This window comes from Serpentinicella alkaliphila (assembly GCF_018141405.1).
Classification (GTDB): Bacteria; Bacillota; Clostridia; order Peptostreptococcales; family Natronincolaceae; genus Serpentinicella; species Serpentinicella alkaliphila.
In genome coordinates, this window is sequence record NZ_CP058648.1 from 1,567,965 (window position 1) to 1,585,717 (window position 17,753).

11 protein-coding genes are annotated in these 17,753 nt (G+C 33.5%); 10 read left to right on the forward strand and 1 reads right to left on the reverse strand.

Going from position 1 to position 17,753, the window contains the following annotated elements:
• Positions 1–2 precede the first annotated feature (2 nt).
• From HZR23_RS07975 to HZR23_RS07995, 5 genes are all read left to right on the forward strand, one after another.
• Positions 3–3,566 (forward strand): molybdopterin-dependent oxidoreductase, encoded by a 3,564-nt coding sequence (locus HZR23_RS07975; protein ID WP_132847487.1) that lies wholly within the window; start codon positions 3–5, stop codon positions 3,564–3,566.
• A 173-nt stretch (positions 3,567–3,739) separates the two neighbouring features.
• Positions 3,740–4,954 carry a S41 family peptidase gene (locus tag HZR23_RS07980; RefSeq protein WP_132847486.1) on the forward strand — a complete coding sequence of 405 codons (1,215 nt, stop codon included), beginning with the start codon at positions 3,740–3,742 and terminating at the stop codon, positions 4,952–4,954.
• A gap of 252 nt (positions 4,955–5,206) precedes the next feature.
• Positions 5,207–7,180 (forward strand): excinuclease ABC subunit UvrB, encoded by a 1,974-nt coding sequence (uvrB, locus tag HZR23_RS07985; RefSeq protein WP_132847485.1) that lies wholly within the window; start codon positions 5,207–5,209, stop codon positions 7,178–7,180.
• A gap of 21 nt (positions 7,181–7,201) precedes the next feature.
• The gene (gene uvrA / locus HZR23_RS07990) at positions 7,202–10,036 is read left to right on the forward strand and encodes an excinuclease ABC subunit UvrA (RefSeq protein WP_132847484.1); all 2,835 of its coding nucleotides are present in this window, start codon (positions 7,202–7,204) and stop codon (positions 10,034–10,036) included.
• Between the two features lie 71 nt (positions 10,037–10,107).
• Positions 10,108–10,755 carry a flagellar brake protein gene (locus HZR23_RS07995; RefSeq protein WP_132847483.1) on the forward strand — a complete coding sequence of 216 codons (648 nt, stop codon included), beginning with the start codon at positions 10,108–10,110 and terminating at the stop codon, positions 10,753–10,755.
• Between the two features lie 139 nt (positions 10,756–10,894).
• Here the strand turns inward: HZR23_RS07995 and HZR23_RS08000 are convergent, their stop codons facing one another.
• Positions 10,895–11,431 carry a stalk domain-containing protein gene (locus tag HZR23_RS08000; RefSeq protein WP_165913609.1) on the reverse strand — a complete coding sequence of 179 codons (537 nt, stop codon included), beginning with the start codon at positions 11,429–11,431 and terminating at the stop codon, positions 10,895–10,897.
• 109 nt (positions 11,432–11,540) lie between these two features.
• Between HZR23_RS08000 and uvrC the strand changes: the two genes are divergently transcribed.
• The 5 genes from uvrC to HZR23_RS08025 all read left to right on the forward strand — a co-directional run bounded on the left by uvrC (position 11,541) and on the right by HZR23_RS08025 (position 17,711).
• The gene (gene uvrC, locus HZR23_RS08005; RefSeq protein WP_132847559.1) at positions 11,541–13,406 is read left to right on the forward strand and encodes an excinuclease ABC subunit UvrC; all 1,866 of its coding nucleotides are present in this window, start codon (positions 11,541–11,543) and stop codon (positions 13,404–13,406) included.
• A 120-nt stretch (positions 13,407–13,526) separates the two neighbouring features.
• Entirely contained in the window at positions 13,527–14,000 is a 474-nt protein-coding gene (locus HZR23_RS08010; protein WP_132847481.1) for an NADH-quinone oxidoreductase subunit NuoE family protein, read from the forward strand.
• Positions 14,001–14,020: 20 nt separating this feature from the next.
• Entirely contained in the window at positions 14,021–14,389 is a 369-nt protein-coding gene (locus HZR23_RS08015; protein WP_132847480.1) for a (2Fe-2S) ferredoxin domain-containing protein, read from the forward strand.
• 36 nt (positions 14,390–14,425) lie between these two features.
• Positions 14,426–16,222, forward strand: coding sequence for an NADH-quinone oxidoreductase subunit NuoF (gene nuoF / locus HZR23_RS08020; protein WP_132847479.1), 1,797 nt, complete (start codon positions 14,426–14,428; stop codon positions 16,220–16,222).
• A gap of 136 nt (positions 16,223–16,358) precedes the next feature.
• Entirely contained in the window at positions 16,359–17,711 is a 1,353-nt protein-coding gene (locus HZR23_RS08025; RefSeq protein WP_165913608.1) for an ABC transporter substrate-binding protein, read from the forward strand.
• The last annotated feature ends 42 nt before the right edge of the window (positions 17,712–17,753 follow it).

The window sequence follows — 17,753 nt, forward strand, 5'->3', positions numbered from 1 at the left end:
TTATGGACGTTAGATTAAATATAAATGGCAAAGAAGTGATAGCACAGAATGGCATGACCATTTTAGAAGCGGCTACTGCCAATAATATAGATATACCGACTTTATGCCATGATGAAAGAGTTGAAGCTTACGGATCATGTGGTATTTGTGTTGTAGAGGTTGATGGAGTACCTAAATTACTTCGTGCATGTGCTACGAAAATAGAAAGTGGCATGATAATTAAAACTAAAACTGAAAGAGTTAAGAAGTCAAGAAAACTTGCCTTAGAACTATTACTTTCAGACCATGCAGGGGACTGCCGTCCCCCATGTATTACTGCCTGTCCAGGTAATACAGATTGTCAAGGCTATGTTGGACTAATTGCTAATGGTAAATACGAAGAGGCAGTAAAACTTATTAAAGAACAATTACCGCTACCTGCAAGTATTGGTAGGGTATGTCCACATCCATGCGAAAGTGCCTGTAGAAGGGGTTTATTAGATGAGCCTATTTCAATTGCCTGGTTAAAACGTTTTGTGGCAGATATTGATTTAAAGGATGACTCTGCTTTTATACCAGAGATTAAACCGTCTACAGGAAAACGTGTTGCTATTATTGGTGGTGGGCCTGGGGGCTTAACTGCAGCATATTATTTAGCTCAAGAGGGTCATAAGGTAGTAATTTACGATCAAATGCCTCAAATGGGTGGTATGCTACGCTATGGTATCCCACAATATAGATTACCTAAGGAGATTTTAAATAAAGAAATAGGTATAATCGAAAAAATGGGAGTTAAAATGTTAAACCATATTAAAGTAGGTAGAGATATAGAATTTAATCATATCCAATCTTACTTTGATGTTGTATATATTTCCATAGGTGCATGGATTAGCTCTGGTATTAATTGTCCAGGGGAAGATCTAGAGGGTGTTATTGGAGGTATAAACTTTTTAACTAAATTTGCTATGAATGAGCCTATTAGGACTGGTAACCGCATTGCTGTAGTAGGCGGTGGTAATACAGCTATGGATGCGTGTAGGGCAAGTATTAGATTGGGAGCTACGGAAGTAACTTCAATTTATAGAAGAACTAAAGAAGAGATGCCAGCTGATGACATTGAGATACTTGAAGCGGAAGAAGAAGGAGTTAATTTTAAGTTTTTATCTAACCCTATGGAAATATTAGAAAAAGACGGAAGGGTTTGTGGAATTAGACTGCAAAAGATGAAGCTAGGGGAGCCAGACGCTTCTGGTCGTAGAAGTCCTGTACCTATTGTTGGTGAGGAAGAAATTATTGAAGTAGATTCCGTAATAGTTGCAATAGGTCAAGACGTTGATGCAGCAGGGTTTACTGGTGTTGGTCTTTCAAGATGGGGTATGATTGAAGTAGATTCGAACTCTTTCCAAACAAATATTCCTGGTGTATTCGCAGGTGGAGATGCAGTTAATAGTAGCAATCGTATAGCAATTCAATCAATTGGAGATGCAAAAAAAGCAGCAGAAGTTATTAATGCATATCTTCAAGGTGAACACATACCTTACAAGAAGCCAATTTATTCAGAGCAACATTTGACTAAAGAGGATTTCTTAGATTTTGAAATGATGAAAAGACCACATATGCCTCACTTAAGTCCGAAGGTTAGAAAGAACTCTTTTGAAGAAGTAGTTACTGGATATAGTGAGGAAGCAGCAGTAGCCGATGCTATGAGATGTTTAGAGTGTGGATGTCACGATGTTTTTGAATGTAAACTTGTTGCTTATGCAAATGAATATAATGCTCAGCCTAAAGCCTTTGAGGGTGAAGTTCATAATTGTAAATCTGATGATAAGCATCCGTTTATTGTTAGAGATTCAGATAAATGTATTCTATGTGGCCTATGTGTCCGTACCTGTGAAGATGTAATGGGTGTTGGGGCTATTGGTTTAGTTGATAGAGGATTTGATACTATTGTAAAACCAGGACTAGATACGCCATTAAAAGAAACAAACTGTATTTCATGTGGACAATGTGTTACAGTATGTCCAACAGGGGCACTACAGGAAAGACTTATGATAAAAAAATCAGTACCTGTTAAGCCAACAGAAACAAATACTATATGCTCCTATTGTAGTGTGGGTTGTGAAATAAATATAAACTCTGTAGATGACTTATTAATTAGGGCAGTTCCGGTTAATTCTGATAGACTCGAAAAAGGACTACTATGCGTTAAAGGGAGATTTGGTTTTAACATTGCTCAGAGCCCTGAAAAGCTAACAAAGCCTTTAATTAGGAAGGATAATGTTTTAACTGAAGTTTCATGGGAGGAGGCATTACTATATACTGCCAAAAAGGCCCAAGCTTTATCTTTACTTTATGGTAGTAATGCTCTAGCCCTATCTTTATCAGATAGATATACAAATGAGGAAATTTTCTTAGCTACACAATTTGGTCAAAAGGTATTAAAAACTGATAATATTACGTCATTTAATAGTAAATCTGGTGGTATTATTAATGTTTTGGGATACGATGCTTCAAGTAATACATTAGATGAATTAATGTCTACAGAAACTATTATTGTTATTGGCTCTGATCTTATTAAAGAACACACAATCGTTGGTGTTAAAATAAAAGAGTCAGTAAAAGCCGGAGCAAAACTAATATCAATAAGTTCGAAGGCAACATTCTTAGACCAATGGGCACAGTTAGCTATCGAAGATAATGATGATATATCTTTATTGAAGGAAGTACAAAAACATTTAATTGATCTAGGATGTAGGCCAAGTAATGCTAATGGATTTGAGGAGTTACAGAAAGACTTAGAATCAATTATACCTGGAGAAATTGCAAAAGAGATCGCTGCAATTTATAAAAATTCTAAAAAAGCAATGATAGTATTTGGACAAAATGATGTTACAGAGGATGCGGCTAGAATTATAGGAAATCTAAGTGTGCTATCTGGTCATATAGGGAAGCCTCATAGAGGGATTATTCAATTAAAACCTCAAAGTAATAGTCAAGGACTTCGTGATATTGGTATTAAAGCTGACATAGATACGATAAAAGAAGAAATAAAGAATGACAATATTAAAGGACTTTTAGTATTTGGTGAAGATATAAAAGATTTTGATTTAAGTAGTCTTGAGTTTTTAATGGTACAGGATGTATTTTTAACTGAAACTGCAAAACAAGCAGATGTTGTGTTCCCAGCAGCTTCACCTTTAGAATCAAGAGGAACTTATACAAATTCAGAGAGAAAAATACAACAATTGAATCAAGTAATAAAGCCTAGTCATGGATATGAGAACTGGCAATTAATCGTAAAGCTTGCTAATACTTTAGGTACTAATTTACTTTACAAACACTCAAAAGATATTTTAAATAAAATCGCGTCGGTTCATAATGAGTATTTTAAAGTAGATTTAGAAAAAATGTTTAATTACTGGCCAGTTACTTGTTCACCAGTTTTATATGAAAATGGTTTTAATTTTACAGATAAGAAGGCAAACTTAGTGACAGTTGGAAATGGACAGATATTTACTGAAAAACGAACTACTGATGATTTAACTAACAGATTTTTAGAAAAACTAATAAAAGAAGAGCTTATTTAGTGATAGAAGGTGCCCTATAGAGGGCATCTTTTGTTTAAATGAATTATAAAAAAAATTATCTCATTGTGGAAATTCTGTTATAATTAGATTTGTTATATATTTTTAGTATAATGGCAATTAGGTTATAATAAAATATTAAGACAGTAAATGTTTTTAAATGAGGGGAGAAAAAAATGATCAGTAAAAGAAAAGCCTTAATAGGCGCTATTGTAATTGTTCTAGTAACAACGCTCCTAAACTTTACTATTGGTAACTTAGTGGCTGTTAAAATGGGCCAAAAAGTAGTAATTACTAGGTCCACATTCGATTATTATACAGAAATTAATCAAAAATATAATAAGTTATTTACACTGCAAGACTATTTATTAAATAATTACTACAAAGAAATAGATGAAGAGGCCCTTGTTGAGGGTGCTATTATCGGTATGTTTGAAAGTGTTGGAGACCCATATACGGCGTATATGACAGAAAAAGAATTTAAAGAAATGATGACAAGAACCCATGGTTCATACGGCGGTATAGGTGTTATAGTTACACCTGGGGAAGATGGACTGGTAACAGTTGTTTCTCCTATTGAGGATACTCCTGGAGAGCGAGCTGGGATTATAACTGGAGATAAAATAATTTCAGTAGACGGATCTCTGGTTTCAGGAAATAGGTTAGAAGATGCAGTTGAATTAATGAAAGGTAAGCCTGGCACCAATGTTAAGCTAGGTATAGTGAGAGAAGGCTTAAATGAGCCATTTGATGTGCAAATAAGAAGAGAAGAAATAAGATTAAAAACAGTTCGTTCAGACGTGTTAGAGAATAATATTGGATATATACGTATTTCTATGTTCGATGAGCAAACAGCAAAGGATTTCAAAAATCATCTAAATGATTTAATGAAAAAAAATATTAGTGGGCTAATTTTAGACTTAAGAAATAACCCGGGTGGTTTATTAAGCCAATGTGTAGAAATTGCTGATGAATTACTAGGTGAACAGGTTATTGTTTATACAGAGGATAGACAAGGTAAAAGGGTGGAAGAAAAGTCTAAAAAAAGTCATATTGATATTCCATTAGCAGTACTAGTTAATAAGGGAAGTGCAAGTGCATCGGAAATTTTAGCAGGTGCTATTAAAGATGTTGATAGAGGTACCATAATCGGAAGCACTACATTTGGAAAAGGGTTAGTACAACAGGTGAAGCCATTAAATGACGGTAGCGGATTTAAGTATACAGTTTCTGAATATTTCACACCAAAGGGAATAAATATACATGGAACTGGGATTGATCCTCATATATCAGTAGAATTGCCTGAAGAGGTTAGAACTGAAACTGTTGTTGACAGAAGTAAAGATACACAATTAAAAAAAGCTATAGAAGTGCTTAAAGAAAAGCTTTAATTATACGAGAGACCTGAGGTTTAAAGGGTCTCTCATTCTAATTTATATAATATATTTCAGTGATATACGCTGGTAAAATTTTTATATGTACTATTTTATTAATAATGATATAATTATCAATTAAGGTTTAGTTGTCTATGTAAAATAGTATAATAAATGATAGCAGAAAGTGCCGTGTTGACATTAAATTTTAGTAAGGATATAATATAGATTGCGAACAAATGTTCTTGAGAAAAGTGAGGGAGATATGCCATGACCCAATTCAAAATACATTCTGAATATAAGCCAACAGGTCACCAACCAGGTGCAATAAAATTGTTAAGTAAAGGTATTACAAACAATCTTAAACATCAGACTTTATTAGGAGTAACGGGCTCTGGGAAAACCTTTACAATGGCAAATGTAATTGAAAAAGTACAAAAGCCAACATTAGTAATAGCACATAATAAAACTTTAGCGGCACAATTATGCTCAGAGTTTAAGGAATTTTTTCCAGAAAGTGCAGTGGAATACTTTGTTAGCTATTATGATTATTATCAGCCTGAGGCATATGTGGTTCAAAGTGACACCTATATCGAAAAAGATGCCTCTATAAATGATGAAATAGATAAACTTCGTCATTCAGCAACATCAGCTTTATTAGAACGAAGAGATGTTATTATAGTAGCCAGTGTTTCTTGTATCTACGGTTTAGGAGATCCTGAGGAATATAAAAAACTTGTTGTTTCCTTAAGAACTGGAATGAGTAAGGATCGTGATCAAGTATTAAGACAGCTTGTTGATATACAGTATGAAAGAAATGATATTAATTTTGTTAGAGGTACTTTTAGGGTAAGAGGAGATATAGTTGAAGTATTTCCTGCATCATCTACTGAAAATGTAATAAGAATTGAATTTTTTGGAGATGAGATTGATAGGATGACAGAGGTAAATTCATTAACTGGAGAAATCATTGGTCTTCGAAGTCATATTTCAATTTTTCCAGCATCTCATTATGCAACAGGAGCAGACAAAATTGAAGTTGCAATAAAGCATATTGAAGAAGAGCTAGAAGAGAGGGTAAAGTTCTTCGTTGAAAATGATAAACTTATTGAGGCTCAAAGGATTCAACAAAGAACTCGTTATGATATAGAAATGCTAAGGGAAGTAGGTTTCTGTCAGGGAATAGAAAACTATTCTAGACACATTACTGGACGAGCCCCAGGAAGTAAACCATTTACATTAATGGATTACTTTCCAGATGATTATTTAATTATAATTGACGAGTCTCACGTTACAATACCTCAAATAAGAGCTATGTATGCTGGAGACCGTTCAAGGAAAGCATCTTTGATTGACTTTGGTTTTAGACTTCCGTCTGCTTATGATAATAGGCCAATGAACTTCAGTGAATTCGAAGGGATGGTAAATCAAATTGTTTATGTAAGTGCTACCCCTGGCCCTTATGAAATGGAAAAAAGTGAAAGTGTAGTTGAGCAAATAATAAGGCCTACAGGTTTACTTGACCCTGTTATAGATATAAGACCAATCGAAGGACAAATTGACGATTTAGTTGGAGAGATAAACAAGAGAATAGAAAAAAATGAACGGGTTTTAGTTACAACACTTACTAAGAAGATGTCAGAGAACCTTACTAATTACTTGAAAGAGCTAAATATAAAGGTGACTTATCTTCATTCTGATATTAACACTATAGAAAGAATGGAGATAATTAGAGACCTAAGATTAGGAGTTCATGATGTATTAGTTGGAATAAATCTGTTGAGAGAAGGACTTGATTTACCAGAGGTATCCTTAGTTGCTATACTTGACGCAGATAAAGAGGGATTCCTACGTTCAGAAACCTCATTAATTCAGACAATAGGTCGTGCTGCTAGAAATGTTGAAGGAACCGTTATTATGTATGCTGACAAAATAACGGATTCAATGAAAAGGGCAATTGATGAGACTGAAAGAAGAAGGAAAATACAACACGAACATAATGAAAAGCATAATATTAAGCCAAAATCTATTCAGAAGAAAGTAAGAGAAATAATAGAGGCTACTAAGGTAGCAGAGGATAAGGCTATATATGGCTATCAAGAAAGTGAAATTAAAGATTTAGTTGATTTAGATAATGTAATTAAAAAGCTGGAAATTGAGATGAGACAGGCAGCGGAAGATTTGCAATTTGAAAGAGCTGCTGAGTTAAGGGATAAGATTAAAGACTTAAAGAAAAAAGTTTAAAATCTACTAGGAGGAAAAAAAGTGGCCAGAGATAAAATTATTATAAGAGGGGCAAAGGAGCATAATTTAAAGAATATAGACTTAGAAATTCCTAGGGATAAATTTGTAGTTTTAACAGGTTTATCAGGTTCTGGAAAATCGTCCCTAGCCTTTGATACTATATATGCTGAGGGTCAAAGAAGATATATTGAGAGTTTGTCAGCTTATGCTAGACAATTTCTAGGACAAATGGAGAAGCCAGATGTTGAATATATTGAAGGCCTTTCCCCGGCAATATCAATAGACCAAAAAACTACGAGTAAAAATCCCCGTTCAACAGTAGGTACTGTAACAGAAATCTATGATTATTTAAGGCTTCTATTTGCTAGAGTAGGTACTCCTCATTGTCCTAAGTGTGGAATAGAAATTAGTCAGATGACAGTAGAGCAAATTGTAGATAAAATACTACTATTAGAAGAAGGGACTAAGATTCAAATGTTAGCCCCTGTCATAAGAGGTAAAAAGGGAGAACATACAAAGGTTTTAGAAGAAATTAAAAAGTCTGGTTTTGTTAGAGTAAGAGTAGATGGGGAAGTTTATGATATTAATGATGATATAAAAATTGAAAAGAATAAAAAGCATAATATAGATGTAGTAGTCGATAGAATTGTTATAAAAGAGGGGATAGCTCAGAGATTAGCAGATTCTGCGGAAACTGTATTGAAAATGTCTGAGGGCTTAGTAAAAGTAGATGTTATTGGTGGAGAAGAACTTTTATTCTCTACGAAATTTGCATGTCCTGAGCATGGTATTGGGATCGAGGAAATGGCCCCAAGAATGTTTTCATTTAACAGCCCATTTGGTGCTTGTAGCGAGTGTAATGGTATTGGACATAAGAAAATCGTTGATGAAGATTTAGTTATTCCTAATAAAAATTTATCTTTAAGACAAGGGGCAGTAGATCCATGGAGTGGAAGCACTGGTAACAATGAGAACACATATTATTACAAGATGATATTTAGTTTAGCAGAGCAATATAATGTTGACGTGGATATGCCAGTTAAGGATTTACCAGAGGATTTTATAAAAGATTTACTTTATGGAACATCAGGAAAAAAAGTACAGTTTGAATTTGAGTCTATGTATAATGGACTAAAGATTTATTCTGCTCCTTTTGAGGGGGTAATACCTAATTTAGAAAGACGTTATATGGAAACTAATTCTGATTACTCTAGAGAAAAAATCGAAGAGTATATGAGTGAAAGCCCATGTAGTCAATGTAAAGGGGCCCGATTAAAGGAAGAGGCTTTAGCAGTAACTGTTGGGAATCATAATATATTTCAGGTTACACAAATGTCAGTTAAGGAAGCAGTAAATTATATGAATGGCCTACTGCTTGATGATAGAAAACAATTTATTGCAGAACAAATAGTAAAAGAGATAAAAGGAAGACTAAACTTCCTTAAGGATGTAGGTTTAGACTATTTATCCCTATCAAGAAATGCAGGGACTTTATCTGGGGGCGAAGCCCAAAGGATTCGTCTAGCAACTCAAATCGGTTCTAGTTTAGTTGGAGTATTATATATATTAGACGAGCCTAGCATTGGGTTGCATCAAAGAGATAATGATAGATTACTAAAGACCTTGAGGCATTTAACTGATATAGGGAATACTGTGATTGTAGTTGAACATGATGAAGATACTATGTTTGAGGCAGATCATATAATTGATATAGGGCCAGGAGCAGGAATTCATGGTGGTAATGTTATGGCCCAGGGTACAGTTCATGATATTATTGCTTGTGAAGAGTCAATAACCGGACAATATTTAGGTGGTAAGAAGTCTATAGAGGTACCTGCAGAAAGACGTAAGCCAAATGGAAAGTGGTTACAGGTACTAGGTGCTAATGAAAATAATCTAAATAATGTTAATGTAAACATACCCCTAGGTATATTCACATGTGTTACTGGTGTATCCGGCTCTGGAAAGAGTACATTAGTAAACGAAATTATATATAGAAGAATAGCCCAGGAATTAAATGGTGCAAAGGCTAAGCCAGGGAACCATAAGGATATTAAAGGTTTAGAACATATCGATAAAATAATAAATATTGATCAATCACCAATCGGTAGAACGCCAAGATCTAATCCTGCAACCTATATAGGTCTATTTGATGATATAAGAGATGTTTATGCACAAACTACCTATGCAAAAATGAGAGGATATTTGAAAGGTAGATTTAGCTTCAATGTTAAGGGTGGAAGGTGTGAGGCTTGTAAGGGTGACGGTATAATAAAAATAGAAATGCACTTTTTACCGGATGTGTATGTACCTTGTGAAGTATGTAAAGGGAAAAGATATAATCGGGAGACTTTAGAGGTCAAATATAAGGGCAAAACTATTTCTGATGTTTTAGAAATGAATGTAGAAGAGGCATTATTGTTCTTTGAAAATATTCCTAAATTACAAAGAAAGCTACAAACTTTATATGATGTTGGTATGGGCTATATAAAACTTGGGCAGCCATCTACCCAATTATCAGGTGGTGAGGCTCAGAGGATTAAATTAGCTTCAGAATTATGTAAGAGAAGTACTGGAAAAACCTTGTATATTTTCGATGAGCCCACTACAGGACTGCATATAGACGATATTCATAGACTAATAATAGTTTTACAAAGACTAGTAGAGGGTGGTAACTCAATATTAGTTATAGAGCATAATCTAGATGTAATAAAGACTGCGGATTATATTATAGATTTAGGGCCAGAGGGTGGAAATGAAGGTGGAAAGATTATTGCTAATGGAACTCCAGAAGAAGTTGTAGAAGTTAAGGAATCTTACACGGGTATATATCTACAAAAATATTTAATGAAATAAGATTATTTGCCTATATGCTAAATTAGCAAATTATAGTAAAATTACCTTAAAAGATTACATGGAGGAAAACAATGCTTAATGACTTCATACAAAAAGGTAATAAAATAAAAATAGATATAGAGCTTGATCCGTCTAATATTAGCATTTACGGCATAATTGACAACATTGATGATACTTTGCTAGAAATAATTATTGATGGTACCTATATTCAAAATGCAGTTAGAAATGCAACTTGTATTATCCCAGGGGATATTAAGACAATAAAGTTTGAAACTATAATATTAGGGTCTAAAAATAATAGATTGTATCTTGCAATACCAATGAATGAAAGTATAGGAGTTCTTCAAAGAAGGAAACATGTTAGGTCTCCAATTGATCTATATGTTAATTGTTGTTTTGTAGGATTTAATGAAAAGAAAGTAGATATAGATCAATATTATACAGTGAAGCTAACAGAAATAAGTTCAGGTGGAGTACGAATAAATAGTCACTCATCTCTACCCCTAGGTTCAATATTAGTTTTTGAAATGTTACTAGATAATGAACCTGTAATGCTTACAATTAAAGTACTACGTTGTCTAGAAAGTCTAGATCGAAAAACATTTGAAATAGGTTGTGAGTTTGTAGGGCTAGACAATAGTATGGAGCAGAAAATTATGTCTTATTGTTTTAAACTTCAAAAAAATATGTATAAGGAATTAAAGAGTGTTGGTAAGTAATTTATAGAACTTTTACCATGACTTTAAACATTAAAAGGATGCCTGGATAATGACAGGCAATCCTTTTTTTATGTACACCGTTAAATATTGTTATACTATTTTGGGATGTAGAAACCCGTGGCCAGGATTTTTGCTATTCTTATGTAAAGATTATAATACCGCTTATGACATTATTTTCATTAATAATTAGTCCAACCATATCACCAACCTTAACATCGGAAAGTTCTACAGTAAATTCTTTCTTGTTTCTATTTAATAATACTATTGCATTATTTTGAACTTTTAAGTTTTCATATAAATCTCTAGTTTCGTTGTCTAAATGTTGCTCTAAAGTTATAACCCCATCTAAATAATTCATTTTTAATATCTGTCCATAAACAAAGGTTTCTCCACTCGTTGGCTTTAATTTATCCACTTTATTTTTAATAAGTGTAGTAGTTTTATTTGAACTACTCCACTTTACCTCGTAGTCTAGGGATTCTGCTAAGTAACGTAAAGGTACATATATGTGCCCTTTATAAATAAAACTCTGGTTTGTTAAATCAATTTCTTTTTGTTCAACCTTAATTTTGATATCATTATAATATACAGTAATTTGCTCATATAGTTCACCTGCAAAGGTTGACACAAAAGACAGAAAAACTAATATTGAAATAATAGCAAAGTATTTTTTCATAGTATACCTCCTTAAATTCATTTTTTAGGAGTATTGTCAAAATGTATATATAGTTATACACGGATGCATTATAGCATGTAATGGCACAATTTTTAAGGAGGTGAAGATGATGTTTAATATAAAGGAACAGTTAGCTATACTACCGGATAAACCAGGGGTTTATATAATGAAGGATAAGGATGATAAAATAATATATGTCGGCAAGGCTATTTCTTTAAAAAATAGGGTTAGGCAATATTTTCAATCCTTAAAAAATCAAATGCCTAAGGTACGTGCTATGGTTTCAAATATTAACTCATTTGAATATATAGTTACGGATACAGAACTAGAAGCATTAATCTTAGAGTGTAATTTAATAAAAAAGAATAGACCTAAATATAACATATTATTAAGGGATGATAAAACATATCCATATATTAAAGTAACTATTAATGAGGAATATCCTCGGGTATTTATGACTAGACAGTTTGTAAAGGATAAGTCGAAATACTTTGGTCCTTATACAAATGTAGGTGCAATTAAAGAGACTCTAGAGGTTATCCATAAATTATTTCCAATAAGAACATGTAAAAGGGATATAAATAAGTCGATTGATAGGGGCGAAAGGCCTTGTCTGTATTATCATATAAAAAAATGTATAGGTCCATGTACTGGGAAGGTTGATAAAGAAAAATATAATCAGCTAATTGATGATATAATTCTATTTCTTAATGGGAAACAGGATGAGCTAATAAAAAAAATAGAGGAAAAGATGTTTCTCGCATCAAAAGAGATGGATTTTGAAAATGCAGCTATTTATCGAGATCAACTTATGGCACTAAACAGTATATTTGAAAAGCAAAAAGTTGTTACAACCGATGAAATAGATCAAGATGTTATAGCTATAAAGAAGGATGAAGAGGAAAGTTTTATAGAAGTATTCTTTATAAGAAAAGGAAAGTTACTACAAAGAGAAAACTTTACAGCTAAGACTGATGAGGAAGAGGGAATTGGTGATATACTATCTTCATTTTTAAAACAGTTTTATAGTGAGGCAATAGTAATTCCAAAGGAGATTCTTGTTCAGGAGAAGGTGGATGACCAGGATGTAATTGAGGAATGGTTATCCAAGAAAAAAGGAAGTAAGGTTACGATAAAAGTCCCTCAGAAAGGTCATAAGCGATCCTTAGTAGAAATGGTTGAAAAGAATGCAGAGATAAGGATTAAGCAAATTGAGGAGATGAAAAGAAAGGAAAAAGAGAACTTTGATACAATTAAGAGGCAGCTTCAGCATGTGCTTGCTTTAGACTTCAGTCCAGATAGAATAGAGGCCTTTGATATATCAAATATACAGGGAGTAGAATCTGTAGGCTCAATGGTTGTATTTGAGAATGGAAAGCCCTCAAAGAAGAATTATAGGAGATTCAAAATAAAGACAGTTACAGGGCCTAATGATTACGCGAGTATGGAAGAGATAATTCTAAGAAGGTTTAGACGAGGATTAGAGGAAACTCAGAATATTATTAATGAAACTATTACTCTAAATGAAGGTAAGTTTGCTCTATTTCCAGACCTTATAATGATAGATGGAGGTATAGGACAAGTTAGCAGTGCTCAAAGATCATTGAATAGTTTGAATCTAGATATTCCTATTTGCGGAATGGTTAAAGATGATAAACATAGAACTAGAGGATTAATATATAAAGGTGAAGAAATATTTCTAGAGAAGGGGTCTCCATTATTGAACTTTATTACTAGAATTCAAGATGAAGCTCACCGTTTTGCTATAACATATCACCGAAGCTTGCGGGATGATAAATCTATTTATTCAATATTAGAGAAAATTCCAGGTGTAGGAGATAAGAGGAGAAAAGCCCTTCTTAAACACTTTAAAGATATTAATAAAATTAAAAATGCCACTATAGATGAACTAATGGAAGCAAGTGAAATCAACAAGTCAGTGGCAGAAAGTATATATAATCACTTTAATAAATAGTTTAGTAGATATTAAATAAAAAAAGTTAAAAAATTCCACGGAGTCAATGTTATAATATTAATATGTTGTATATTGACTCTATTTTTATATATATTAGGGGTTCAAAAGGGAGTGAGACAAATGGCAATATTTAATTTAACAGATGAAAGCTATAATAAACTACAAAAAGTAATAGATTCTCATAAGGGTCATATGGGATCATTGATGCCAGTGCTACATGAGGCTCAAAAAATATTTGGCTGCCTGCCGATAGAGGTGCAAAAGAAGATTTCCGAGGAATTAAATATCCCATTAGCTGAAATCTACGGTGTTGTAACCTTTTATTCACAATTTTCATTGGAGCCAAAGGGTGAGTATGTTATTTCTGTGTGTATGGGTACGGCCTGTTATGTTAAAAATGCACAGGCAATACTTGACAAAATTAGCGAAATAATAAAAATTAAGCCAGGACAAAATTCAACAGATGGTAAGTATACACTGGAGGCTACAAGATGTATAGGGGCCTGTGGGCTTGCGCCAGTAATTACAGTTAATGAAGATGTGTATGGCAGAATAAAAGTTGAGGATATTCCTAATATATTGAAAAAATATTAAATGGGATTTGGGGGTATAAAATGAAGTCGATAGCCGAATTAGAAAAGATCAGAAGGGAAGCATTAGAAAAAATTAATATACGAAAAGATAAAAAAGGAACGAGAATAGTTGTTGGTATGGCAACATGTGGAATTACTGCTGGGGCAAGACCCGTATTAATCGCCTTATTGGAAGAGGCTAACATAAGAAATTTAAATGATATTACAATTACACAAACAGGCTGTATTGGGGCCTGTAGACTGGAGCCTATAGTAGAAGTATATAAAGATGGTGAAGAAAAAGTTACATATGTTGAAATGACAGGAGATAAGGCAAGGAAAATTATATTAGATCATATTGTTAATGGTAAGATTGTTAAGGAATATACTATTGGAAATATTGAAAGTTAATTTGGGTATAAACAGAGTAAAGGGGGGGGCAGATAAATGGAACTGTATAGATCTCATGTATTGGTTTGTGGTGGTACCGGATGTATAGCATCAGATAGTAATGAAATATTAAATAGATTTAATTTCGAGATTAATAAACATAATCTAAACAAAGAAGTAAAGACTGTTCAAACAGGATGTTTTGGTTTATGTGAAGCGGGACCAATAGTAATTGTTTATCCAGAGGGGGCTTTCTACAGTAAAATAAAGGTAGATGATGTAGAGCGGATTACGGAAGAACATCTACTAAAAGGTAGAATCGTAAAGGACCTATTATATGTTGAGTCTGATCAGAAGGATATTATAACGTCAATAGACGAGGTAGGATTTTATAAAAAGCAAATGCGTGTAGCCCTAAGAAATTGTGGGGTAATTAATCCAGAAGTAATAGATGAATATATTGCCTTCGATGGATACCAAGCCTTAGCAAAAGTATTAACAGAGATGAATCCAGAGGAGGTAGTAGATGTAGTTAAACAATCAGGACTAAGAGGAAGAGGTGGGGGCGGTTTTTCTACTGGACAGAAATGGGAATTTACGGCTAAAGCTGAAGGGGAAGAAAAGTATGTTGTTTGTAATGCTGACGAGGGTGATCCAGGGGCATTTATGGATCGTTCTGTTTTAGAAGGGGATCCACATGCAATTATTGAGGCTATGGCTATTGCAGCCTACGCAATAGGGGCTAGTAAAGGCTATGTATATATAAGAGCAGAATATCCTATAGCTGTTAAACGACTTGAGATAGCCATTAATCAAGCTAAGGAATATGGTCTATTAGGGGAAGGAATTTTTGGTACTGAGTTTAACTTTGATATGGAGATTAGGTTAGGTGCTGGAGCATTTGTGTGCGGTGAAGAAACAGCATTAATGAATTCAATAGAAGGTAAACGTGGTATGCCAAGACCTAGGCCACCTTTTCCAGCTATAAAAGGACTTTGGAGTAAACCAACCCTTTTAAATAATGTCGAGACATATGCAAATATTCCTCAAATATTTGTTAAAGGGCCAGAATGGTTTGCTAGTATAGGTACTGAGAAGTCCAAAGGTACTAAAGTATTTGCACTGGGTGGAAAAATTAACAATACAGGCTTATTGGAAATACCGATGGGTACAACTTTGAGAGAGGTCATTTATGAAGTTGGTGGAGGAATACCAAATGGAAAAGCATTTAAAGCTGTGCAAACCGGAGGCCCTTCAGGAGGATGTATACCTAAAGAATATATTGATACACCAATAGATTATGACAACTTAATAGAGCTAGGATCTATGATGGGCTCTGGCGGTATGATAGTAATGGATGAGGATAATTGCATGGTAGATATTGCCCGATTCTTTTTAGATTTTACTGTTGATGAGTCATGTGGAAAATGTATACCGTGTAGGGAAGGTACAAAAAGGATGCTTGAATTGCTAGATAAAATTACTGAGGGCAAAGGTACTCTCGAAGACATAGATAAGCTAGAAAGTCTAGCTAAAACAATTAAATCAGCATCTTTATGTGGGCTGGGGCAAACTGCACCAAATCCAGTGCTATCAACATTAAAATACTTTAGAAATGAATATGAAGAACATGTAAAAGAAAAGCGTTGTCCTTCAGGGGTATGCCAGTCACTACTACAATTTAAAGTGGTTAGTGAATTATGTAAGAAATGTGGAATATGTGCAAATGTTTGCCCTGTTAGTTGTATTTCCGGGGTCAAGGGTAAGGAAGTATATTCAATAACACAAGAAAAGTGCATTAAATGTGGGGCCTGTTTAAGTGCCTGTCCATTTAAGGCAATTGTTAAAGCTTAATATATTAATGTGAGTAAAGGAGTCAGTTCGTTTTAATGACTCCTTTTATTTATATTTAATAACCCTATTTCATATTTATATAGGACTGAGAATATTAAATAATTGACTAGAATAAACATAAATAGGGGGGATGATAATGAGACGTAAAAAATACTCAGCAGGAATGATTATATTAAGCTATTTGTTGTCTTTATTTATTATAGTTGCACCGATTTACTTTTATATATTTCGTCCTACACCAATAGATTTTGATACAAAGCGAGTAGAGCCTGCATGGACAGGCATTATTACTTTATGGGACTTTCCAAGATTTGATAGTAAAAAAGGAACAAACTTTGGATGGATATATGAGAAGATAAGTATCTTTGAAAAAAGAAATCCAGGAGTATATATTGATTTTACTCCTTTAACATCCGATAAGGGAAATGAAAAAATAGAAATAGCAATACAAAATGGGACATTGCCAGATATATTACCTATAGGAAATAATAACAGTATTTTAACAAGCAACTTACTCGTACCTTTAAATAGCTATTTGGCTGAAGGTGAAATCAAATCATATAATCCTGCTATTTTAAAAGCCACAACATTTAACGATAAAATATATGCGTTACCATGGATGGTTAATACTTATACTCTAATGATAAATCTAGAGATGTTTAGGGGTAGAGGGGTTGAACCACCAAAGGATGGTAAATGGACCTATGAGGAGTTTGTAGAAAAGCTTCAACAATTAACATTTGATAGCCGTGGAAGAAATAAAGCAGATCATTTTGGGTTTAATGGTGCTATTACTCCTGGGTATTATAATGTGTGGGGAATTATACTAAGTGATGGGGCAGAAATATTTGATAATAAAGGGAATTATGTTTTTAATGATGAAAAAGCCATAAGTGGAGTACAAAAATTATTAGACTTAAGTAATAAATTTAATGTTACTCCTGAGGATTTTGGAAAGAAGAATCCAAATCAGGCTTGGCCATCATTTTATAAAGACAAAAACATTGCTGTATTTCCAGTTGGAACTTGGGGGATTAATGCTGTAAACAGACTAAACAGTAAAGGGACTGGATTTGACTATACCATCGCTAGCTTTCCTACTGGCGACATTGGTGAACCGGTTATGATGGTCAGTGATATAGGGGCATTTGGAATTAAAAATCAAGACAACGACATAGGAAAAATAAAAATGTGTGTAGAATTTTTAAAATTTCTAGGCGATAATCAATATCAAGCAGAGTTATATCGGTTAGGGGCATTTCCTGTAAAAAATAATATTGCTAACATTTATGGGAACCAAGCTGAAATGTCAAAGATTCAAGAAAATCTAAGCTTCCTCAAGGTATTGAATCCCCACCCATTAGCAAAGGAAGTTGATGAAATTTTACAAAATGAAATTATACTAGGAGTTTTAGGTAAAAAAACTGCTGAGGAAATTATAAGAGAAGCAAATATTAAGATTAATGATAGGCTACGTAAACTTAACTAAAATATGTATTAATTGACCAGTTTTTTTAAAAAGGATATACTT

Excerpts from the sequence above, each read along its gene's own strand:
- HZR23_RS07975 (WP_132847487.1), top strand. The coding sequence starts at position 3 with ATGGACGTTAGATTAAATATAAATGGCAAAGAAGTGATAGCACAGAAT.
- HZR23_RS07980 (WP_132847486.1), top strand. The coding sequence starts at position 3,740 with ATGATCAGTAAAAGAAAAGCCTTAATAGGCGCTATTGTAATTGTTCTA.
- uvrB (WP_132847485.1), top strand. The coding sequence starts at position 5,207 with ATGACCCAATTCAAAATACATTCTGAATATAAGCCAACAGGTCACCAA.
- HZR23_RS07995 (WP_132847483.1), top strand. The coding sequence starts at position 10,108 with ATGCTTAATGACTTCATACAAAAAGGTAATAAAATAAAAATAGATATA.
- HZR23_RS08000 (WP_165913609.1), bottom strand. The coding sequence starts at position 11,431 with ATGAAAAAATACTTTGCTATTATTTCAATATTAGTTTTTCTGTCTTTT.
- uvrC (WP_132847559.1), top strand. The coding sequence starts at position 11,541 with ATGTTTAATATAAAGGAACAGTTAGCTATACTACCGGATAAACCAGGG.
- HZR23_RS08010 (WP_132847481.1), top strand. The coding sequence starts at position 13,527 with ATGGCAATATTTAATTTAACAGATGAAAGCTATAATAAACTACAAAAA.
- HZR23_RS08015 (WP_132847480.1), top strand. The coding sequence starts at position 14,021 with ATGAAGTCGATAGCCGAATTAGAAAAGATCAGAAGGGAAGCATTAGAA.
- nuoF (WP_132847479.1), top strand. The coding sequence starts at position 14,426 with ATGGAACTGTATAGATCTCATGTATTGGTTTGTGGTGGTACCGGATGT.
- HZR23_RS08025 (WP_165913608.1), top strand. The coding sequence starts at position 16,359 with ATGAGACGTAAAAAATACTCAGCAGGAATGATTATATTAAGCTATTTG.